Raw genomic sequence first — 20,897 nt, 5'->3', positions numbered from 1 at the left:
AATCGAAGGGGATCGCCCTTCTCCCCAAGGGAGAGGCGAGTTGCAATAGCCGAAGAATCGGCGGCAAAAGCCCTGAACCAGGCTTATCGATTTATTCTCGCTCAAGGGCTTGGGGCAGGTGGGGGAAACGACTCTGTTTTGTCGGCAGGATCCGAACGCGGCCTAGGAGAGTTGAGGGGAGGTTCGGACTCGGGATCCAGCTTGGCACCCCAGGTGACCAGGTAGGCCCGCTGTTCGGGGGAAAGGCGGCGAGCCTGGCGGAAATCTGCCCCTGCCACGATGGCGCCGGTGTAGGCCCCGGTCTTGAAATCGGGCTTTTGCCCTGGCTGAGCAGGGGAAGCTGTCTGAGGGGATCCCACAAACAGCAAAGCGCGGTAGAGATCGGCCCCGCGCAGGTCGGCATTCCGCAAGTTAGCTCCGCACAGATTGGTGTGGCTGAGATCGCAGCCGCTCAGGTTGGCCCGCTCCAGGCTGGCTTCGCTGAAATCCACCGCCCGCAACAGGGTGCCATGCAGGTCGGCTCCCTCCAGCATCGTGCCCAGGTTGACCACTCGGATGCCGTTCACGCGATCCCGCTGGTAGCCCCCCTTGCCATCCAGGATAGGTCGGCCCAGGTGTTCGTCTCGCCGCAGAGGGCTGAGCAGGTTAGCGGTGGAGAGAAAGCGCAGGATCTTGGCTTTGCCGAAGCGATCCACCCCGTTCAACAAAGCAGCCGTGCGCCCGGCAGCAATGGCCCGCTCCAGGGGCCAATCGTCCAACTGCCCATCGGGAGACAAGACCAGGTTGGAAATGCCTTCAAAGTAGGCGTCGATGGTCTGCTGCTGGGTAATGATATTCTGCTGAATGGTGAGATCGCGGGAGATGATGTACTGCCGCCAGGCAATGTAGGCGGCCAGGATGGCGATCAAGATCTGGCCTGTGGCCCCAAACACTTCTCCCAAAGCCCCAATCGCCTCCCAACTCAGGGATCCCAAAGCGGAAAACACCCCGCTCCCAGCAACCCCTCCCATCAGGGCCAAGCTGAGGGCCACTCCCGCCCAGGCCAATTGAGGCCAAGTGGTCAGCCACTGCCAAAGACGGCGTCCGATCTGAGCCCAAAGCGATCGCCCCCACCAGCCCGCCAGGCCCAGCCAAGCCAGCACCGCCCCCCAGCCCAAGACCGGCTGAGCCATCAGCTTTCCCAAGAGCAGCAAGAAGGCCGGGATCCCCAACAGCAGCAGATGAATCAGGGGTTGCCACGGTGAGACCGGAGACAGCAGGATCCCGGATTCAAGCAGCGACGGCTCTTGGGGCAGATGTTCGGGGGCAAGGGTTCTGTAGGTCATGGCGCAAGAAAGGATGATACTCTAGGGCTAGTGTCAGATTTGCAAAAAAAGCCTGCGTTAGTCCGTATTTAGAGTTGGAGAATAGGGCAGGCCCCTGCCTGCTCAGTTTGGTAAGATGACCTCGGCTTTCCTTCTCTAGCCCAGCCTGGTGTGGGGATAACCACCATGATCTCTTCCTTATTGTCCTTACTGCCTATTGGTCTGCAGAAATCCGGCGAACACCAATCTACAGCAGTCCTGCCCGGCCTGCGGGCGCAGCGCCATCGTTCTGCAATGCTGACGCGGCTGGCAACCTCTCTGATGCTTGGCACCACCTTACTGCTGACAGCAAAGTTGGATCCCGGCTGGGCGCAAACTTCCCTGGACACTGGTATTACCGGCGAGCAGACCCTGCCTCAAGCTCCCCCGCTCCCGGACAATCGCCCGGCCATTTTCGTGGATGCAGCCAACGGCAGCGATACCCGTGGGGATGGATCCCGCAATAACCCCTTCAAGACGATTACTTATGCCATTCAGCGGGCTGAGGCTGGCAGCGTCATTCAGCTTTTTCCCGGGGTATATAGCGAGGAGAGCGGCGAAACCTTCCCCATCCGTCTGAAAGCCGGCCTCACCTTGCGTGGGGACGAGTCCACCTTGGGAGAGGGCTATCTCATCACCGGCGGGGGTACCTACATGAGCCCAACCTTGGGGCGACAAAATGTTGCTCTGCTGGCAGAAACCGGCGCAGAAGTGCGAGGAGTTACCCTGCGCAACCAAGGGCGGCGCGGCTATGCCCTCTGGGTCGAATCGGCCTCCCCGCGCATTCTCAACAACAGCTTTGTGGGCAGCATCCACGATGGGATCTTCATTGCCGGCGCTTCCAATCCCTGGGTGGAGGGCAACCGCTTCTATAAAAACGGGGCCAACGGCATTTCCGTCTTGGGCACCTCCCAGCCCACCATCATCAATAACCTGTTCCAGGAGACCGGCTTTGGCCTCACCATCGACCAGCGCTCGGCGCCTATTGTGCGCAACAACCGCATCCTGCAGAACCGTACCGGCGTGATCGTCGGGGGCAGCTCCAGGCCCATCCTGCGCAACAATCTCATCGCCCAGAACTTGGAGACCGGCCTCACCGCCATCACCACTGCCCAGCCGGATTTGGGCACGGCCACGGATCCCGGCAACAACATCTTTGAGGGCAACGGCCAATACGACATCCACAACGCCACCCGCGGCCTGCGCATCAATGCCAACGGCAACCAACTGCGGGGCAAAGCCAAAGGGGATCTGGATCTGTCCGGTCAAACCACCGTCGCCGCTCTCCCCGATAGTGCTCCCCGCCCCATTGCTCCTGGCACTTTGGCTCTGCCCAGTGCCCCGTCCCAGCCGGCTACTCCCAGGGATCCCCGGCCAGCCGCTGAGACCCCCTCCACCTTACCGGTTGTGACGGTGCCGCAATCGACGGATCCCAGCCCAGTTGCCTCTCTATCGGGATCGGGGGGGCGCGTTTTGCCCAACGTTCCTGCCCAGCCGGCGGACACTCAACCCCAAGCGCAGGAGTTTGTTGCCGTCCCCTTCACGCCAGATGGCTCTACCGCACCTGCTCAGCCGGCTGGCCCTGCCCCCGCAGCTCCTGTTCCCAGGCCACCCTCGGCTCCCCTCACAGATATCACCACCCTTCTGCCCCCGCCGGCCCGTCGCTCATCGGCAGGGATCCCGGCCACTCCCTCTGCTCCCACTACAACTCCAGTTGCCCCCCCTGTGGCTGCTGTGGGCTCGGCAACCCAATTTCGCGTGTTGGTGACCCCCAAAAGCAGCGATGACTTGAACCGATTGCGGCAGCTCATCCCCGAGGCGGTGGAAACGGTTTTCAACGGCAGAACAGTGTTGCAGGCGGGCCTGTACGACAGTCGCAGCCAGGCCCAGTCGGTCTTGGATCGGCTGTTGGATGCCGGCTTTGAGGCGGTTGCCGAGATGATTTTCCGCTAGCGACCCCCCACCCTACCGGCTTGCTTCTCCATAGCGGTACGAGGGAGCTTTGATCCCAGTTCTTTGGCGGGGTGGCCAGCCATTGAGCCCAAGTCTCCTTGGTCGCTGGCAAGGGAATTGACTACAAGTGCTTGCCAAGAGCGATGACGGCTCGAACACCCCCTCTCTAGTCCAGCGGATCCAGTCGGTAGCGGCTGAGCCAGTGATCCAAATGCACTTCCTCCTCATCCAGCAGTTGGGCGTTGATCAACCCCCGTTTGAAAGCAAGGCGGATGGCTCTGGCCCGCAAGCTGAAAGTGGTTCCCCACTCGTCGCTCTCAATTTGGTCGTTGCTCACCTCTAGTTTGTCGTAGAGGTTGCGCAGACGGTTGGTTACCCCTCGGCGGGACAAAAAGCGCCGTGCAGCAATGGCTTGGTCGGTGAGGCCGAGGGCAATGTCGATCAACACTTCGTACTCGGCGTCGCTGAGACCGGTAATTTTGTTTTGTGAACGGGAATCGACTCCGCGCACCTCTCGGTCGATCACACATTGCTCATCCTGCACCACTGCTTGGATAGCGCTGACCAATTTTTCATCGGTGCAATTTTTCAAAAGGTAGCCATAGACGGTTTGCGGAGGCACGATCTTGTGCAGTTCCCGCACATAGACTTCATCGGCAAAATGCGACCAAAAAATGATGCGCGTGCTGGGGCACTCTGACCAAACCTGTCGTGCTACCTCGATCCCGGCCATCTCGGGCATGCGGATATCCATCAACACGAAGCTGGGGTGGTGCTGGCGGTAGAGTTCCAACGCCTCTCTACCATTCGAGGCTATATACACCGGGCCGAACTCAGGCAAATGTTGTGTTAGCAGGCTATGAACATGCTGACGGTAGAGAGCGTCATCTTCAGCAAGGAGGGTACTCACGGGCCTTTATCAGAATTACCGAATACTTTCTTTTCACTACCTAACTCTAAAGACACCCACAAGGGAAGACAAGGCACTATTGAGCAGTACTCAATGGAGCAAGGGATCCCCTCCGCCGGCGATGAGTAGCAGCTCGGAAAAAGGATTTGGCCCCGCTCTGTCCTGTGGAGGTTGCGGTTTCCCCTAGCACCCACGCAGACGGCTCATGAACTTCTCCACCGCAGATGTTAAAAACTTTTGACAAGCGGCAGTCTAAGCTGTTTCTACGGCAGAGGCCAAAAACGCCTCAATCTCAGAGCGCTGGGGCAAGCTGGGTTGGGCTCCCGCACGGGTTACGGCCAAAGCAGCGGCGGCATTGGCAAAACGCAGGGCTTCCCTCAGGGATCCCCCGGCAGCCAAACAGGCAGCTAAGGCCCCACAAAACCCATCTCCGGCAGCGGTGGTATCCACCACTTCCACAGGATGAGCTGGCCAATGGCCACTTTCTTCCCCATCTGCCCAGACCAGCCCTGCCCCTCCCAAGGTGAGGATAACGGTTGGGATCCCGTGTTTCTGCAGTTCTTGAGCCACCTTTTGGGCTTGTTCCGGCGTCTCCACAGGAGATTGGGCAAGGGCAGCCGCTTCGGTTTCGTTGAGCACCAAGTAGCGAACCTGGCGCAACAGGGATCCCGGCAATGGCGCGATGGGGGCGGGATTGAGCAAAATCGGGATCCCTTGGGCAAAGGCTTGTTCTGCTGCAGCTTGCACGGTGGGCAGGGGGATTTCCAGTTGCAGCAGGAGCAGGGCCGCCGGGGTAAAGGGAGGCAAATGCTCCGGCAGATAGCGACCATTGGCTCCAGGGCTGACCACAATTCTGTTTTGCCCGCCGGGATCCACTGTGATCAAAGCTAGGCCGCTGGGCCCCTCCAACTGCCTCAGGTGGCGGGTATCCACGCCGTTGTGCTCCAGGTTCTCTTGGAGCAGACGCCCAAACTCATCGGATCCCACCGCTCCCCACATTTCCACCTGGGCTCCCGCCCGCGCCGCTGCCACCGCTTGATTGGCTCCCTTACCGCCAGGGTAGGTGGCGTAGTCGGATCCCAGCACCGTTTCCCCAGGGCCGGGATGATGGGGCACCTGCACCACCAAATCCATGTTCAAGCTACCCACCACTCGGATCGGGCCTGCCATCGGGCTTGTGGGGAAATCCTGTTGGAAAAGCAGAGATCTAGAGATCTTTGGTTTGGATCCCTGGGCAGCTATTGTATCAGCCGCCGGTCTTGGCCAGGGATCCCCTTGAGCGCCCTACCACGCGGCAAGGGCTGATAGCAGTCGTGGTTTTTATTACCATCTATTTCAACTGATCGCGCTAGCGGGCCGGAGGCCTTAGCAGGAAGCAACCGGTCGTTTGTTTCACCTCAACGGTGAGATAAATGACTATGCGTTGTGGAACGGTTATCTGTAGGGATTGGTCGCCCTTCGACATATCGCCACTCTGCTGAAAACACAGGGCAAGAACCCGATTCCAAAGGTTGAGGATCCCGACTATCTTGGTGGGTGTTGACCCAGGAAGCAAGCCATGCTGCTGACCACTACAGACGTGCTCCAAGGTAGAGAGGTTGAGCGTTACTTGGGCATTGTTACCGCCGAGGTAGTTTATGGCACCAATGTTCTACGGGACTTCCTTGCTAGCCTCCGCAACATCATCGGGGGACGCACAAGAACCTATGAAGAAGTTTTCGAGAATGCCCAGAAAAAGGTTTTGGAAGAGTTGGAGCAGCGAGCCAAACGTTTGGGAGCAAATGGCATCCTAGGCGTTAGCATTCATACCAACATGAGCACGACAATGATCCTCGTTACCGCCGCCGGCACCGCCGTTAAGCTCCGCTGACGGATGCTTCTGTTGAAGGTTTCCCTTTCTCGGAAGATGATGGCAGCCTGTTCTCAGGCCAGGCTTTCCATCACCGCCTCGTCGATCTCGAAATTGGCGTAGACATTCTGCACATCGTCTAGGTTGTCGAGACGCTCCATCAGGGCAAGCACTGACTTGGCCGTATCGGGATCCTCCACATGCACCTCAGTGGATGGGATCCAGCGGATGGCCGCATCTTGCACTGGGTAGCCCTCTTTTTTCAGGTAGGTGGCCACCTGCTCCAGCAAAGAGTAGTCGCAGTACACCTCTGCTCCTGTGCCTTCCACCTTGAAGTCGTCTCCTCCCGCTTCCGCCACCGCCAGCAACAGGGCTTCGGGATCCAACACCTCCTCCAGGCTGATCACCCCTTTTTGCCGGAACAGCCAGCTTACGCAGCCGGCTTCTCCCAAGCTGCCGCCGGTTTTGCTGAAGGCTTCTCGCACCTCGGCAGCCGTGCGGTTGCGGTTGTCGGTCATGGCCTCGATCAACACAGCCACCCCACCGGGGCCGTAGCCCTCGTAGCGAACTTCTTCCAGGGGGCTGTCGTCGCTCCAGTTGCCGGCTCCCTTGGCAATGGCTCGTTCAATGTTTTCGCTGGGCATCCCCGCTGCTTTGGCTTTCTCCACTGCCGCCCGCAACTGAAAATTCCCATCCGGATCTGGCAAGCCGTTGCGAGCTGCCACGATGATGGCCCGCGAGAGTTTGGTAAAGAGGCTGCCCTTTTTGGCATCTACACGGGCCTTTTGCCGTTTAATGTTGGCCCACTTGCTGTGTCCTGCCATGCCGCCACACACCAGTCAAGCAATGAATTGGAGGGATCCCTCCACTTTTGAAGCCTAGATCACCTCGGCTCAGGACTCAACCCCGCGACAACTGGGAGGGTACCGGCCTGGTCACAAAACAAGGGATCCTGAGGATCCCTCACAACCCAGACTTAGCCACCCCATAACCCCCTCAGGGCTGGATCGGCTGCCGCTGGATCACATCCCCTTGGGGCGGAGGCGGAGGGGCTGGGGTTTCTTGAGGGGTAGGCGTTGCCTCTATGGGAGGAGTTTCCCCAGGAGGCGGGGGCAGAGGGGGCACACCTTCTCCAGGCACAGGCCCAGGTGTAGGCGTGGGGGTTGGGGATGGAGTTAGAAAGGGCGTCACCTGTCCCAACAGCTCGGCATAGAAAATCGCATCTTGCTCTGGCCCAAAGCGCCCCACTTCCCAACGGTGACGGGGCACAAACATTGTTTGCAGCAGCACTTCCCGGCTGACAAAAGCGGGAGTACCCGAGAAGACGTAGCCATCGACAATGACTCGATTCAAATCGGGCCGAGTTTGAAACACCCGATCCACCTCCCGCAGCATCTCCGTATCCAGCCGCCCCAGCAGAGTTTCCAGGGTGTCTTCAGGGCTGATCGGTACTCGTACCGAAAAGCGATAGCCTTCGCAACGATAGTCCCCACAGATCTTGACCAGCTCGTTACGCACCCGGATTTGCGCCCCAGGATCGAGATTGCGCCCCGGCACAAGGACTTCTTCCTGAGGTTGCTGTTCGACCGGCTGGGCCCATAGCTGGAGTTGACTTGCCCATCCTGCCCAAACTAGGGATCCGAAAAACAAGCCAAATCCCCAACCTTTTAGAGGAAGGCTCCAACCCAGACTGCCCTGCTTAGAGCGAGGTGAAACGGGGGGCTCACAATCCTGGATCGGGCTGTTCATAAGGCGTTGACCGATTCCTCAGCGATGGCTACCGCCAAATCTACCCGACATCGGCTAGGGAGGCACTAGGCAGGGAGAAAAATAGGGTATCGGCTCCGAATGGTTTCAAAATAGGGGCAGATAAATAGGGAAGCTTTGACAAACTCCCTGTCCTGGGCAGCAACGGATGTGCTGTGGCAGCGCATGGGTGTAGGATCTTAAGCTCTGGGTTCCCGCTCTGCAGGCAGGCCAGTGCTCTGCTGTGTGGGCAATGGATCCATGGATTGTTATTACCGTTGAGATCGCAAACCCAATTCTCTTCTTCTTCTCACGTCTTCTCATGACCGCGGTTGTTCCTTCACCTTTGCGCTACGCCTACTACCCCGGCTGTGTGGCCCAGGGGGCCTGTCGTGAGCTGTATGACTCCACCGACCAGATTGCGCGGCATCTGGGCATTGAACTGGTGGAGCTGGAAGCCGCTTCCTGCTGTGGTTCGGGCACCTTCAAAGAAGAATCGGAGCTGCTGGAAGATACGGTGAATGCCCGCAACCTGGCTTTGGCGGAAGCGCTGGGGCTGCCGATGCTTACCCACTGCAGCACCTGTCAGGGAGTGCTGGGCCGCGTGAATGAAAAGTTGAAGGCTGCGAAAACCGCGAGTCCAGAGTACTTTCACCAGGTGCAGGCCCTGTGCCAGAAAGGAGGCTGCGAGAGCTGCTACCAGGGCACAGGCGATGTGCGCCATTTGCTGTGGGTGCTGGCTCATGACTACGGCCTGGAGCGATTGGCCCAACAGGTCAAACGGCCTCTCCTGGGACTGCGCTGCGCTGCCTTCTACGGGTGTTATCTGTTGCGGGCCTACGACATCTCCCGCTTCGATGTGGCACGGGATCCCCGTTTGATGGAGGATCTCTTCGAGCGTTTGGGGGCCACCCCTGTTTGGTATCGCGGGCGCACCCAGTGTTGCGGTTGGCCCATTTCCAGCTATGCCCCGCAGCAGTCTTTCTCGATGGCAGGCCGGCATCTCGTAGAGGCAATAGAGGCGGGAGCGGATTGTTTGGTCACCCCCTGTCCCCTGTGTCACCTCAACTTGGACTCTCGGCAGCCGGAGGTGGAAGAGGTGATCGGGCGCAAGCTGGGGATCCCGATCCTGCATTTGCCACAATTGGTGGGCCTGGCCCTGGGGATCCCAGCGGAAAACTTGGGACTGAACCGCCATGTAGTACAGGTGGAAAGAGCCCTGCAAAAAATAGGCCGCTAAATCCCACTTGATGGCTGGGGGATCCCTGGGCAAACATCAGGTGGGTTCTGCCTGGGAAGGATATGCTATTCTGCCCAGCAAGGTGCCCGTCCTTGTTCAAAAACCGCAAAGATCCTCGTAAGCTTAGATCCACCTACTCCTGCTTAGCAGCTCCCTATGGTTGTCTCGGATCCCTTTAGCCTTGTTGTGCAAGAAGTGCAGCAGGGCGGGTACGCAGACCGAGTGAAAAAGCTGGTTTACTTTGCCTGCACCAGCACTTGGGAAAGCGATGTCAGCAAGTTGAACCAAATAGACCTGAAAGCTCTGCTGGAGCAGCTCTGCCGCCAGCACGCTACCCTTGATGCTTTGGGCCAGCGCTTTCGAGATGCCATTAGCCGCATCAACAAAAAAGCCGAGTATGCTCGCATCGCCAAGATGCTGCTAAGCAAGCTACAGCCCCTGTATCAACAGCCCCAAGCGGATCCCTCTAGCCCACTCATGCCCTCGACCAAGGAGCCATCAGCTTGGGCCGCACCCTCGCCTATCTTGTCCTTGGAGTATGGAAGCCCACGACTGCAAAAGCAAGACTACGATCCCTTCGAGCTGCGGGCAGGGGTGATGCGGCAAACCAGCCCTTTGCGGGCCAAGCTGGTTCTGTTCACGGCTTTGTACCACAAAGTAGAGCCTACTCTGCAGGGGTTGGCGGCCCTGCGGCGCTACAGCCTGGACGAGCTGCTCAGAGCCCTCTACGATGCCTGCGCCTCCCCCCAAGAACTGGAAGCCCGGCTGAAGGAGGCGGTGCAGCAGTTGCAGGAGCCGGATCAGGATGGCCAAGCCGCCAATGCTGTGCTGCAGATGCTGAAGCCTCTTTACGTTGACGTGCCCCCAGCGACCCTCCCCGGCGGAGGATTGGCTGCTGAGCCTCTCTCCGCCAATCTGGATTGGCTGAATACCGAAGATGCCGCTCGCGCGGGCGAGGCAGAGTCCCTGGCCAGCCCCATGACTTGGATTGACGCTGGGATCCCAGAAGATGAGGAAGAACCTGCAGATCCTCTGGCTTTTGCAACCTGGACAACACCACCCGGCCCCTCTTCTGACCTGCGACAGGAGATCCCAGAGTCCTGCCGCCAACTGCTTCATCACAGCGCCGGATCCTTGATGGTTGCCATCGAGAACACCCTAAGCGAGTTGGGCAACGCCCTGGACGAAGGTCTGCAGGATGAGGATCCCGTCCAATATCTGACCCTCAAACACCAGGTGCTGCGCGGCTTCTTGAGGGATGTCGAGGGATCCGCTGCGATGTTCATGGGGATCTTGAAAAAGCTAGAACAATCGGAGTGGCGCCTGGTGCAGCCCCTGCGCGTCAGCAGTGGGGAATACGCTTTGCCGGAGGCGATCACTGAGGTGCCCACCAACCTTGCGGATCCCTATGCTTCCCTAAGACAGGTGTTGGCCAGCAGCGAGCTGGCCCAGCAAAAGCCGCAGTTGGAGCAGGAGGTGATGCGCTTGGTGCGGCGCAGCGTCGGCTCTGTCAAAACTGCTATCGAACAGGCCCTGAGCGAGTTGGGCAAGGCGTTGGATGAGCAGTTCCAAACCTGCACCCTAGAGGAAGCCTTGGTTCTCAAGTACCAAACACTACGCGCCTTTTTGCAGGAAGTGGGGGAGATCTCCACCAAATTTGCTGCTTTCTTGGATCGCATGGAGGAGGCAGAGCGCCGTCTGTTCGGGCTGGTTTGAAGCTCAAACCCGCTGTTTGGGGATCTCGTTCAACACTGGCGATCAGCTGCGCAGAGTGCTGGGGAAACGCCCGGATCCTTATCTAGAATAACCACCAGTGCAGCTCCTCTCTCACTTCTCTGAGCTGATACATTTACGCTGAACACTGCTGAACATCACTGTTCAACTATGCAGCGATAGCATTCTGTTTGTTTCCAAACAGAATGGCGGTATCCCGCAAAGCTTTGAGTAGAATACCCAAAGCGCAGTTTCCGTGTCGTCTTACTACCAATTTTCTGCTTTGCTTTGGCTACCATGTTGGCAGACTCGAAAGTAAACAGAAAGATCAACTGGTAGTAATCCGTACTGAACATATTATACATTATTTTCAGTATAGTTGAGCTTATTATTGACTAGAGTCATGCTCTCCCCTCTCTTCTATGGATGCCAAGGATCTGCTTCGGCTTTACCGGGCAGGACGGATCAACTTTGCCGGCGAGAACCTGGCCGCCCTTGACCTGAGCCGGGCCGATTTGATCGGGGTGGATCTCTCCCAAGCAAACCTGCACAGTGCCAATTTGATCTTCGCCTTCTTGGGGCGGGCCAAGCTGCAGAAGGCCAACCTCGTCGGGGCTAACCTTGGTGGGGCCAACCTCAGCCAGGCGGACTTGAGCGAGGCGGATCTCAGAGATGCCCAGTTGCACGGCGCCACCCTACAAGGAGCAGATTTGCATGGGGCCAACCTGACGCTGGCTCTGTTGATCGATGCCAACCTGCTGGATGCGGATTTGCGTTGGGCCAACCTCACCAGTGCCAACTTGGGGGGAGCTTGCTTGCGGGGGGCTAATCTCCGTTTCGATAGCCGCCGGGGAGCGGTACTGCGCAACGCCAACCTCAGCCGCGCCGATCTCAGCGGAGCCAACCTGTCGGGAGCGGATTTGACGCGGGCCGACCTGAGCGGGGCCAACCTAAAAGAGGCCAGTTTGATCAAGGCCAACTTGCAAGGGGCCAGCCTGCAGCAAGCCCGTTTGCAGGGAGCCATCCTGAGCGAGACCGACCTGAGGGGGGTTTCTTTTTTGGGGGCAGACCTGCAAGGGGTGCAGATGGCGCGGGCCAACTTGAAGGAGGCGATACTTCGCCAGGTGAATCTGACAGAGGCCAACTTGAGCGAGGCGGATCTGGCCGCAGCCGATCTTTCCGCCAGTTGTCTGTGCTCGGCCAAACTGGCGCGGGCAGATCTGAGTCGGGCCAATCTGGCCGGGGCCGATTTGCGGTGTGCCAACCTGGTGGATGCCTATTTGGGCCGCACCAACCTGGAAAATGCCGATCTCGGCGAGGCAATCCTAACCCGAGCCGATCTGAGCACAGCCAACCTCAGCGGGGCCAATTTGCGCGGGGCAACTCTGCCGGATGGACGGGTAGGCTGATTGGACAGACTCGCTACCGTATGAGGACGAGGATTCTTGTCCCTGAGTGAGACGGGGATCCGCCCCGGAAAAGGTGAGGTTTTCCCCTGCCCCAGAGGGGCCACAACCGCTACCCTACAAGGGAAGGATGGGTCAAAGAGATCCGTGAACAGCCGCCGATTTCTGTCCTTGATGGAAGCTTTGTGGGCCGATCTGCCCTTGCCGGAATGGTTGCCGGGGGCAGGAGAGCGCTCCTGGCAGCAGACGGTGGCAGCCCTGCTCCAGCTATGGCAAGAAGTTGGACAGTTTGGGGTGGTGATCGGTGGGCCGGTGTCTTGGTGGCCCCCCTGGGTGGTTCGGGATCCGCTGCCTCAACTGCCGTCGCCCATTGACGCTCCAGAACCGAACCTGAAGCTGCGGGAGCTGGCCCGTGAAGATCCCTGGCTGTTTACCCCTGACTTGTCCCCTGAGTCGATTCTGACCCCTGGCCAGACGGTGATCCCTCTCCTGCCGCAGGATCCCCTGGTGGAGGAGCCTTTTTTGCTGGTGCTCACCCCTGTTTTTTCGGCGGTGGCCGCCCAAGGGCATCACCCCCACACGCGGCAGAGGGGGATGATGGTGTCTTTTGAGCCGGAAGTGGTGCATCGGGCTTGGCAGATCCTAGAGCAGCGGGTTCAACAGGGTAGGCCGGATCGCTTGCCCTTCTGGCAGGAGCTGATCAAGCACCATCCCCTCATGGAGCCTCATGTGCGGGTGCTGGCCCGCTTCAGCAGCCTTCTCCTGCTGGGAAACCTGGCCGAGTCGGGATCCCCGCCCGCTCGCTTACCCCCCGCCAGAGCCGAGAACTCCCCTGCGCCCACAACCCGGCCAGAAGATTGGCAGAAGCGGCGGTCTCCTCCTTCCCATGGCCAGCCTGCCGGTCAAGGCCAACAGAACAGCCTTTCGGAGGCAGAACTGTTGCGGGCTCTCATCCACGAGATCCAGACGCCCCTCAGCACCATCCGCACCTTGGTTAGTCTCATCCTGAAGCGGCACGATCTGCCGTCGCGGGTACGGGAATACGTGGAGAAAATTGACCGCGAATGTACCGAGCAAATCAACCGCTTCGGGCTGTTTTTCCAGGCTACAGAAACGGTGATGCCCGCTGCTACCCCACAGGAGGGGCGTCGGCTTCAGCTAGAGCCCATTGCGCTGGTGGACTTGGTGCGGCAAAACCTGCCTCGCTGGCAGGAGCAGGTGGAACGGCGGGGATCCCAACTGGAGTTGGAGATTCCCGATGAGCTGCCGGATGTGGTCAGCGATCCCAAGGCGCTGGAAGCGGTGCTGTTTGGCATGGTCGACCGCATTGCCCGCAGCACGCCGGCTGGCAGCCACATTCGCGCCCAGTTGGTCAGCGCAGGGGAGCTGGTCAAACTTCAGTTTCAGGTCAACACACCTGAGGGCAGCGACGCCACTGTTGCCTCAGAGCCCAAATCCCCTCAGGCGATTGGGCAGTTGTTGGTCGTGCAGCCGGATACCGGTGCAGTGAGCCTCAGCCTTCCCGTCACCCAAACTCTGTTCCGCGCCTTGGGGGGCTACCTCACCGTGCGCCACCGCGCCCGTCGGGGGGAAGTTCTCAACATCTACCTGCCCCGCCAGCTATAAGCCACCCGGTTGGGATCCCGATAGCGTCTCAGGATTGATATGGCGGATTGCAGGGGAGGTAGGGCTAGGATCGATCTGCCAGCGCCGGGAGAGTCTAGAGATTGGATCCATGCCGAGAGCCAGAAAAGTTGCTGAACACCATCCAGAGCCTGAACCCGTCTGCGGAGCCGGAGAACCCAAGGTTAAGGGGGTCACTCTTTCTGCCCAGCAGCTTTCCACTTTGCTTCACGAAATGCGCAATCCTCTCACCGCCCTGAGCACGCTGGCCAAGTTATTGCAAAAACGCTTGCCCCCCGAGGATCGCAACCACTGGATTGGCCTGAGCATTGAACAGGAGTGCAAGCATTTGCAGGAGCTGCTGGCGGAGTTCGAGCGTTTGGACGGGATCCCGGCCCCCCTCCAGCTTCAGCCCCTCTCCTTGGCCGACCTGCTGCGGGAGTGGATTCCCATCTATCAAGCCTTGGCCGAAACCCAGGGACACCACTTTCAAGCCGTTCTGCCCCCTTCCCTACCCCCTGTACAAGCCGATCCGCGTGCCCTGCGCCAGGTGCTTGATAACCTGATCGACAACGCCTGCAAGTACACCCCGCCCCCGGGTGAGATCCGGCTGAGGGTGGAGTTGGGTGAAGATCCCTCAACTGCTTCGCAACGGGAAGTGTTCGTTGCCGTCTGTGACAACGGCCCCGGCATCCACCCTGAGAACCTGGAGCGGATCTTCGACCCCTTTTTTCGGGCAGATCTTTCTAAGCCGGGGCAGGGGCTGGGGTTGGCCATCAGCCGCGACTTGGCCACCCGGATGGGCGGAGATCTCCAGGTGGAAAGCTCCCCCCAAGGCTCCTGTTTTTGCCTGAGATTGCCCACAGGTTAGTAGGAAGATTGTAGAGATGTGGGATGGCAGGTGCCGCCAAACGCTTGAACGCTACCCAGGAGCTCCAGATGGCCTCTTCTCCCCAAGCCAAACCCGAACCCCCTGCTGCCAGTCCAGCAGCCCGCATTCTGCTAGTAGATGATGAACCCGGCTTACGGGAAGCGGTGCAAGCCTACCTCGAGGACAGCGGCTTTGAGGTGATCCCGGCGGCCAACGCCCAGCAGGCTCTGCAACTGCTCAGCACGGCCCAGCCTCAGTTGATCATCTCCGACATCATGATGCCGGGCATGGATGGCTATCAATTTTTGGCCCAACTGCGAAAACTCGAGCCCTACAGCCATCTGCCGGTGGTGTTCCTCACCGCCAAGGGGATGACCGCCGACCGCATCCAGGGTTACCGGGCCGGTGTCGATGCCTATTTGCCCAAGCCCTTCGATCCGGAGGAGCTGGTGGCCATCGTCTCCAATCTCATTGAGCGATCCCGCGCTGCCAGCCCTTCGGAGGTGGTGGCCCGCGAGCTGGCCTCGATTCGCGCCCTGCTGTCGGAGCGCACCCTTGCCACAGCCACGCCTGCCCAGACCTCTGCCCCCACCCCCCTGCCCCCACCCATCAAGGTAGAGCTGACGCCGCGGGAACAACAGGTGTTGGAGAAGGTGGCAGAAGGGCTGATGAACAAGGAGATTGCCAAGCAGCTGCAAACCAGCGTGCGCAACGTGGAAAAATACGTCACCCGCCTGCTGAACAAGACAGGCACCAGCAGCCGCACCGAGCTGGTGCGCTATGCTCTCACCTATGGCTTGATTCGGCTGTAGCTCTCACCCCCAGCCCCTCTCCCCAAGGGAGAGGGGGGAAAGAGCTTACGGCTGTGGCTTGGGCGGCACGGTGACCAGCAGCTCCACCCCAAAGGCGTGATCCCCGGCAGGGTAGCTGGTAATCCCCAGCCCATCGATGCGGGTCAGCAGCTCACGGGCCTCCGGCTCCAAGCCTGCCAAACCACCCGGTAGTGTGGCCTCCAGCACTGTTCGGATCCCTTGCCAATTCAGCAAAAAGTAGCCGTAGTTGGGCTTGGGCAACTGATCGTAGAGGGTTTTCAGCGGCTCGGTTTGGGGAAGCAAATTGCCCTGGCGTTGGGCGAGGGTTTGCAGCGCCGCCGTGCTGCTGGTCACGATCAAATAGTTGCCTTCCCAGGCGCGGGTCAAAAGCGGGCGGTTAAACAAGGGATCCGCCCAAATCACCTGCCCACCGGCTTCCGTTACCCGTGCTCCGGATTCTTGGGCCAGCCGATCCAACTGAGTCAGGGCCGCGTTGGCCTTGTCTTTTTGGCTGGTCTCGATCACCAAGGCTGCTCCCATGCCCTGCAACAGGGGATGGGCCTGGGCATCCGGTGCCACCAGCAGGGCCATCTCCCCATCCATCCAAGCCAGCAGATCTTTTTCCAAGTCCAAGCGAGTATTGGCGCGAAACTCAGCCCGCAGCTCCTCTAACGACTCTTTGACCGGCGGATCTTTCTCCAGCTCAGGCACAACGGCTTGCCAGCGCTGGGCGATCTGTTGGGTGGTCAGCACCGCCAGGGCATTGCCGGGCAGCCGCTGAATGAGTTCGCCGCGAGCCGGTTGCCACCCTCCCTGCCCCTGGGTTTTCCGATCGGTCTGGGTCAACATGCGCAGCCGTAGGCCCTGCTCTTGCCAGTGGGCAGCCATGGCCAAAGAGCGCAGGGGTTGCAGGGATCCCAGCGTCGCTGGATCCAAATCCTGCATCCAGTCTTGGAAAGACTCGGGATCCTCCTGCAAAGCCTGGAAGTTGAAGTAGGCAAAGGCCAGCGTGCCGCTCTTCTTGTAGAGGTCGCCAACGGCGGTGCGGAAACTTTCGGAGCGGCCAATCGGCTCTGCTTCGCCGCGATACACAGCAATCGCCTGCTGCATCACCCTCGGGTCGTTGGCCACCGCCACAAAACGGTTGCCAAACTCAGCAGTCACCCACCGCTCGCCCGGCTCCCCGTTGGTTTGCACATAGAGGGTGACCCCCTGCTCCTGGCGCTGCTCGAAGTTGGCCCCTTCTGCTGCTGCCTGTTGCCGCACCTGGGCCAAGAATTGCCCAGACAAATCGGCGTTGCGGGTGCTGGCTCCAAACAGGATCCCGGGCACCGGCTCGGCAGCTCCAGGCACCAGATTGGGAATCACCACTGCCATCGTGAATTGCTCGCCAGCCCAAGCTTGCATCTCTTCCCGAGAGAACTCCTTGCCGGTTTCAGCCAAAGCTTCTGCCGTCCAGCTCTCCCACTGGGCCAAAAGGTCAGGGTGAGTGCGAAAAGATTCTTCCGGTTGGGTAGAAAAGGTCAGCACCAGGGGCGCCGACTGGGGAACCAGCGCGGTTTCCGGCAGAACATCGCCGGGCAACTGTACCTGTGGCCCTCTGAGTTGGCAGGATCCCAGAAGCCAAGAGCCCCCCACCGCCATCAACGTAAGGGAGAGAGGACGAAACCGGCACTGAAGTTGGGTCTTCATATCACACCTGCGACGAGCCGTCCTCTTGAGGATAGGCGATGGACTCAGAGCCTGTCTGTGATCGCAGCCTCATACATCGGAATATGTAGAAATTGTTACTTTGGCCGGGCGCGAGCGACCAACTCATCCACGTACTCGTTCCAGCGCAACCCTTCGTGAGCCTGGATCCAAACCACCTGCACCTGAGGGCACTGCTGCTTTAGTTGATACAGTTCCTGAACCAGATCCAAGTTTTCCACCGGCCCGGTGCGCCGCCGCCACCCCTGCGCTGCCCAGCGATCCATCCAGTCGTTGTAGGTCTGTACGCAAAGGTGGGAGTCGCTGTAGATGGTATCTACGCCGTTGCCTTGGGTGTCACGGCAATACCGCAAAGCCCGAATTAAGCCGGTCAGTTCCATGCGGTTGCTGGTGCTATCGGGATCCCCTCCCCAAAACTCTTCCACAATTTGATCACCTTGAACCACCACCACAGCCCATCCCCCTGGCCCCGGATTGGGAGAACATCCCCCGTCGGTGAAGATGCCACTGTGGGGGCAGGCAACCAGACGGCTGGGGCCCGCTCCTTTGCGGCTGTGCATCCGTGAAACCTTGGCCATGGTGCTCATCCGATGCTAACGGGAAGATTTGGGATCCCGGCTCGACAACAGACACTGCATCTTACCGCACAAGGGCGTGCCAGCACCACTATTTAGTGTATCTAGTTCCGGGAAAGTTTTACTTTACACTATCAGTAGTATAAACCTCGTCAACACCAGCTCACGTGACGTAAGGTTAGAGAGACAGGGAAATTCTGCCAAAACGGCGCGAACAAAAACCCCCAGAAAATCTGGGGGAGGAGTGGTGTGTTGAGGTGATGAATACTCGCATGATATCTCTCGAATTCGGTGAGTAGGCCAAACCGGCGATAGATCCCTGCGTTTTTTTGCAGAAATCATTGCAGATACTGGAAAGCATCAGACACTAGAGACCAGCGCGTCAAAACTGAGCTTATTTCATCTTGATCAGGTATAGTGCTCGCTCTCGGAGAACTACCTATTTAGACACCAGATGTAGAGAAGCCTTAATGACTTTATCCTACGCACCTGCCGCCGACACTAGGGGTTGTGTTAAGCCCAAATGGGCATAGAGACGGGAAAAGTCAAAATTCGCTGACATTAGCTCTTGGATGCAGCGGACTTTCACCTCCTCGTGTAGGCGAATCTGCCCAAAAACCCGTTCGATGCGGTTGATGGTGGTGAAGGTGTCCAGATCCACCGAGAGGATCGGCACTTCCAGCTCTTCTGCTCGAGACTGAATGCGGGGATCCAGAGGGAGCTTGCCGGTCAAGATCAGGCAGAGGGTGGAAGTTTCTAGGGCGGCCAGTTGAATATCGGTGCGGTCTCCGCCGGTGATCACCGCCTTGTGATCCAGCTTACGGAAGTACTTCAAGGCCGAGTTGACGTTCATCGCCCCTACCGCAATGTCTTCAACCATCAGGTCCATCCGATCTGGACAGCAGAGCACCTCGGCATCCAGTTGCCGCACCAACTCCCCAACGCTGATGCTGCGCAAAATGCGATGGGAGGGCAAAATCCCCAGCACCGGGATCCCGTGTCCCTCCAAAAAAGGCCGAATGATCGTTTTTGCCGGTTGCATTTGGTCAGGTGGCACATCGTTCAGCAGCACGCCTGCCAAGCGGGATCCCAGTTGACGATGGACAAAGAGAAGAGAATCAACAGCCAAGGAGGAATGGTAGCGACTGATCAGCAGTACCGGAGCATCCAGGGCTTGGGCCATCTTGGCCAGCGACAGGCCAAACAATTCCCCCTCGTAAAGATCGGCTGGGCCTTCCAGCAGCACCAAATCGGCAGGGGAGCGCTGGACAAACTCCAACAGAGGGGCAACCGGGCACTCTGGAGCTGGATCCCCGGGAGCTCGCTTCATTTGAGCCAGCAAAGCCTCTTCGTTGAGCCGGAGCAGCATCGGCGGCATTTGATCCATCGTCAGCCGCAGAGACTCCGCCACAAAGCGCATATCCGGATCGCCCCCTTCCAGCGAGCAATCTTCCCGCTCGCAAGAACCGATGGGCTTCCCATAGGTGACTTTTATCCCTTGCTGCTGCAGATGCTTGGCCAAACCCAAGATGGCAGCCGACTTACCGCTGAAGGGCTCAGTAGAACCAATTAAAAGGAACTTGGACACGGATGGCTCCCGGTAACGAGAGGGACGAAGGGATCCCTTACTCAGTCTAACGGAGGCTGCTCTCTCCTCAGTTCTGGACTAACCGATTAGGATCGACTCTTCAGGGTAGGTTACCAACGGGCGGGGCTGTTGTTGAGCCAAGGCCAAGACAATCGTCAATGCCCCCAACCGGCCCCAGAACATCACCAGCACAATGATCAGTTGGCCAAACCAGTTGAGCTCCCCGGTAAAGCCCGTCGAGAGGCCGCAGGTGGCAAAGGCGGAGATCACCTCAAACAACACCGGATCCAACCTACTGTTACTGTGGGTCAGCAAAATCAACCAAGCCGCCAACAATACCACAAACAGAGAAACCGTTAACACCGCTGCCGCCTTGCGCACCATGGAGGGATCCAAGCTGCGCCCGGCAATCTGAGCGCTGGGCAAACCGCGGGCATAGCCCCAGAGGGCCAACACCAACACCGCCAAGGTGCCGGTGGTCATGCCGCCCCCCATAGAAGCTGGGGCTGCCCCAATAAACATGAGAGCCATCAGCAGCAACTGGCTTGCCGGGGTCAAATCCTCAATGGGGATCCCGGCAAACCCAGCCGTTCGGGCAGAAACCGACTGAAAAAACGTCAGGCCCAAGCGGTGGGGCCAGCTCACCTCCAGCAGGGATCCACCGGGCAAGCTCTCTCCCAAAAACAAACCAATGCCGCCCGTGCAGAGCAAAACCACCACCACGCCCAGGGTAATCCGGGTGTGCAGAGAGGGGCGGTGGCCCCGCGGCCAGGTTAACAAATCCGACAAAACCGGGATGCCCAAACCGCCGATAAAAATCAGACCGGCCAAAATCGCCAGCGACAGACCGTCTGTAGGGATCCCTTCCCGGCCAAACAGGTCAAATCCTGCATTACAAAAGGCGGACACCGCGTGAAAAATAGCCAGAAAAACCGCCCGCTCCGGCCCATAGAGATCCCGCCAATGCACCCAGAGCAGCAAAGCCCCCCCCAACTCAATGAGGGTGACCCCCAGCAGCACCCGCCGAGTCAATTCCAAGATCGCCCCCGGATCGATTAGACCCAGCGAATTGCACAGCGCCAAGCGATTGAGGAGGGAAATGCGCCGCCCGATCAGTTGAAACACCACCACCGCCAACACCATGAAGCCCACCCCGCCAATCTGAATCAGGATCAGCAGCACAATCTGGCCCAACAGGGTGAGATCCTCCGCCGCCACAATCGTCGAGAGCCCCGTCACGCTCAGGGCCGACATGGCCGTAAACAGCGCCTCATTCCAGCTCAAGGGATCCCCGCGCCCGATCCCCGGCAACATGAGCACCAAAGTTCCCACCACTGCCAAGAGCCCCAACCCTACAACCAGGCGCAATGGCGGTGGCAGAGGGCGACGCCTGTCCCCCCCGAAAAACCACTGCAGACGATTCCCAAAGGCCCTAGAGGACTGAGACAATGCCGAGCCCGGTGTCGGCAGGTAGCGGGCGCGGGATGGTACCGGTGGAACCAAGCGCTCAGAGCCCTCCTCTGGCGGAAGCGGGACGGAGCCCTCTCTCATCGGAGCC

Annotated in this window: 17 protein-coding genes; 8 read left to right on the top strand and 9 right to left on the bottom strand. The window is 59.2% G+C overall.

Annotation, left to right across the window (positions count from 1 at the left end):
• Positions 1 to 101: 101 nt before the first annotated feature.
• Positions 102 to 1,325: a pentapeptide repeat-containing protein gene (locus ACVW0B_RS09585; protein WP_457491550.1), complete on the bottom strand. Its 1,224-nt coding sequence runs from the start codon at positions 1,323 to 1,325 to the stop codon at positions 102 to 104.
• 165 nt (positions 1,326 to 1,490) lie between these two features.
• On the opposite strand from ACVW0B_RS09585, the gene ACVW0B_RS09580 reads away from it, so the two are divergent.
• Complete coding sequence (locus tag ACVW0B_RS09580; protein WP_457491549.1) at positions 1,491 to 3,296, top strand: DUF1565 domain-containing protein; 1,806 nt, start codon at positions 1,491 to 1,493, stop codon at positions 3,294 to 3,296.
• A gap of 166 nt (positions 3,297 to 3,462) precedes the next feature.
• Here the strand turns inward: ACVW0B_RS09580 and ACVW0B_RS09575 are convergent, their stop codons facing one another.
• On the bottom strand, positions 3,463 to 4,206 hold the full coding sequence (locus ACVW0B_RS09575; protein ID WP_414424424.1) for a response regulator: 744 nt from the start codon (positions 4,204 to 4,206) through the stop codon (positions 3,463 to 3,465).
• A 252-nt stretch (positions 4,207 to 4,458) separates the two neighbouring features.
• Entirely contained in the window at positions 4,459 to 5,376 is a 918-nt protein-coding gene (rbsK, locus tag ACVW0B_RS09570; RefSeq protein WP_457482385.1) for a ribokinase, read from the bottom strand.
• Between the two features lie 388 nt (positions 5,377 to 5,764).
• Here rbsK and ACVW0B_RS09565 point away from each other — a divergent pair, with 388 nt between their 5' ends.
• A complete protein-coding gene (locus tag ACVW0B_RS09565; RefSeq protein WP_457482384.1) occupies positions 5,765 to 6,076 on the top strand; it encodes a YbjQ family protein in 312 nt (103 codons plus the stop codon).
• Between the two features lie 53 nt (positions 6,077 to 6,129).
• Here ACVW0B_RS09565 and ACVW0B_RS09560 read toward each other — a convergent pair whose 3' ends face one another.
• Both ACVW0B_RS09560 and ACVW0B_RS09555 read right to left on the bottom strand, forming a co-directional pair.
• Positions 6,130 to 6,879, bottom strand: coding sequence for a YebC/PmpR family DNA-binding transcriptional regulator (locus ACVW0B_RS09560; protein WP_011432973.1), 750 nt, complete (start codon positions 6,877 to 6,879; stop codon positions 6,130 to 6,132).
• 172 nt (positions 6,880 to 7,051) lie between these two features.
• Positions 7,052 to 7,804 (bottom strand): hypothetical protein, encoded by a 753-nt coding sequence (locus ACVW0B_RS09555; RefSeq protein ID WP_457482383.1) that lies wholly within the window; start codon positions 7,802 to 7,804, stop codon positions 7,052 to 7,054.
• Between the two features lie 319 nt (positions 7,805 to 8,123).
• Here ACVW0B_RS09555 and ACVW0B_RS09550 point away from each other — a divergent pair, with 319 nt between their 5' ends.
• The 6 genes from ACVW0B_RS09550 (at position 8,124) to ACVW0B_RS09525 (ending at position 15,466) form a co-directional block, all read left to right on the top strand.
• Complete coding sequence (locus tag ACVW0B_RS09550) at positions 8,124 to 9,041, top strand: CoB--CoM heterodisulfide reductase iron-sulfur subunit B family protein (RefSeq protein ID WP_457402642.1); 918 nt, start codon at positions 8,124 to 8,126, stop codon at positions 9,039 to 9,041.
• A 156-nt stretch (positions 9,042 to 9,197) separates the two neighbouring features.
• On the top strand, positions 9,198 to 10,757 hold the full coding sequence (locus tag ACVW0B_RS09545) for a hypothetical protein (RefSeq protein WP_457402643.1): 1,560 nt from the start codon (positions 9,198 to 9,200) through the stop codon (positions 10,755 to 10,757).
• 419 nt (positions 10,758 to 11,176) lie between these two features.
• Entirely contained in the window at positions 11,177 to 12,163 is a 987-nt protein-coding gene (locus ACVW0B_RS09540; RefSeq protein ID WP_414407181.1) for a pentapeptide repeat-containing protein, read from the top strand.
• Between the two features lie 144 nt (positions 12,164 to 12,307).
• Entirely contained in the window at positions 12,308 to 13,786 is a 1,479-nt protein-coding gene (locus ACVW0B_RS09535; protein WP_414407180.1) for a sensor histidine kinase, read from the top strand.
• A gap of 109 nt (positions 13,787 to 13,895) precedes the next feature.
• Positions 13,896 to 14,654, top strand: coding sequence for a sensor histidine kinase (locus ACVW0B_RS09530; protein ID WP_414400573.1), 759 nt, complete (start codon positions 13,896 to 13,898; stop codon positions 14,652 to 14,654).
• Positions 14,655 to 14,722: 68 nt separating this feature from the next.
• Entirely contained in the window at positions 14,723 to 15,466 is a 744-nt protein-coding gene (locus ACVW0B_RS09525; protein ID WP_414329441.1) for a response regulator transcription factor, read from the top strand.
• A gap of 45 nt (positions 15,467 to 15,511) precedes the next feature.
• On the opposite strand, the gene ACVW0B_RS09520 is transcribed toward ACVW0B_RS09525, so the two are convergent.
• The 4 genes from ACVW0B_RS09520 to ACVW0B_RS09505 all read right to left on the bottom strand — a co-directional run bounded on the left by ACVW0B_RS09520 (position 15,512) and on the right by ACVW0B_RS09505 (position 20,890).
• Entirely contained in the window at positions 15,512 to 17,158 is a 1,647-nt protein-coding gene (locus tag ACVW0B_RS09520; protein WP_457491548.1) for a DUF3352 domain-containing protein, read from the bottom strand.
• Between the two features lie 95 nt (positions 17,159 to 17,253).
• Positions 17,254 to 17,754: a ribonuclease H family protein gene (locus ACVW0B_RS09515; protein ID WP_457491547.1), complete on the bottom strand. Its 501-nt coding sequence runs from the start codon at positions 17,752 to 17,754 to the stop codon at positions 17,254 to 17,256.
• A gap of 478 nt (positions 17,755 to 18,232) precedes the next feature.
• Positions 18,233 to 19,339, bottom strand: a complete 1,107-nt coding sequence (locus ACVW0B_RS09510; protein WP_457491546.1) for a phosphotransacetylase family protein — start codon at positions 19,337 to 19,339, stop codon at positions 18,233 to 18,235.
• A 78-nt stretch (positions 19,340 to 19,417) separates the two neighbouring features.
• On the bottom strand, positions 19,418 to 20,890 hold the full coding sequence (locus ACVW0B_RS09505) for a TrkH family potassium uptake protein (RefSeq protein ID WP_457491545.1): 1,473 nt from the start codon (positions 20,888 to 20,890) through the stop codon (positions 19,418 to 19,420).
• Positions 20,891 to 20,897 lie beyond the last annotated feature (7 nt).

The sequence above is a fragment of the Thermostichus sp. MS-CIW-23 genome (assembly GCF_054059455.1).
This window is presented reverse-complemented; position numbering and strand designations above follow the sequence as displayed.

Coding starts and splice junctions, on each gene's coding strand:
- ACVW0B_RS09545 (WP_457402643.1), top strand. CDS start 9,198: ATGGTTGTCTCGGATCCCTTTAGCCTTGTTGTGCAAGAAGTGCAGCAG.
- ACVW0B_RS09550 (WP_457402642.1), top strand. CDS start 8,124: ATGACCGCGGTTGTTCCTTCACCTTTGCGCTACGCCTACTACCCCGGC.
- ACVW0B_RS09505 (WP_457491545.1), bottom strand. CDS start 20,890: ATGAGAGAGGGCTCCGTCCCGCTTCCGCCAGAGGAGGGCTCTGAGCGC.
- ACVW0B_RS09585 (WP_457491550.1), bottom strand. CDS start 1,325: ATGACCTACAGAACCCTTGCCCCCGAACATCTGCCCCAAGAGCCGTCG.
- ACVW0B_RS09520 (WP_457491548.1), bottom strand. CDS start 17,158: ATGAAGACCCAACTTCAGTGCCGGTTTCGTCCTCTCTCCCTTACGTTG.
- rbsK (WP_457482385.1), bottom strand. CDS start 5,376: ATGGCAGGCCCGATCCGAGTGGTGGGTAGCTTGAACATGGATTTGGTG.
- ACVW0B_RS09515 (WP_457491547.1), bottom strand. CDS start 17,754: ATGGCCAAGGTTTCACGGATGCACAGCCGCAAAGGAGCGGGCCCCAGC.
- ACVW0B_RS09580 (WP_457491549.1), top strand. CDS start 1,491: ATGATCTCTTCCTTATTGTCCTTACTGCCTATTGGTCTGCAGAAATCC.
- ACVW0B_RS09530 (WP_414400573.1), top strand. CDS start 13,896: ATGCCGAGAGCCAGAAAAGTTGCTGAACACCATCCAGAGCCTGAACCC.
- ACVW0B_RS09555 (WP_457482383.1), bottom strand. CDS start 7,804: ATGAACAGCCCGATCCAGGATTGTGAGCCCCCCGTTTCACCTCGCTCT.
- ACVW0B_RS09560 (WP_011432973.1), bottom strand. CDS start 6,879: ATGGCAGGACACAGCAAGTGGGCCAACATTAAACGGCAAAAGGCCCGT.
- ACVW0B_RS09525 (WP_414329441.1), top strand. CDS start 14,723: ATGGCCTCTTCTCCCCAAGCCAAACCCGAACCCCCTGCTGCCAGTCCA.
- ACVW0B_RS09565 (WP_457482384.1), top strand. CDS start 5,765: ATGCTGCTGACCACTACAGACGTGCTCCAAGGTAGAGAGGTTGAGCGT.
- ACVW0B_RS09540 (WP_414407181.1), top strand. CDS start 11,177: ATGGATGCCAAGGATCTGCTTCGGCTTTACCGGGCAGGACGGATCAAC.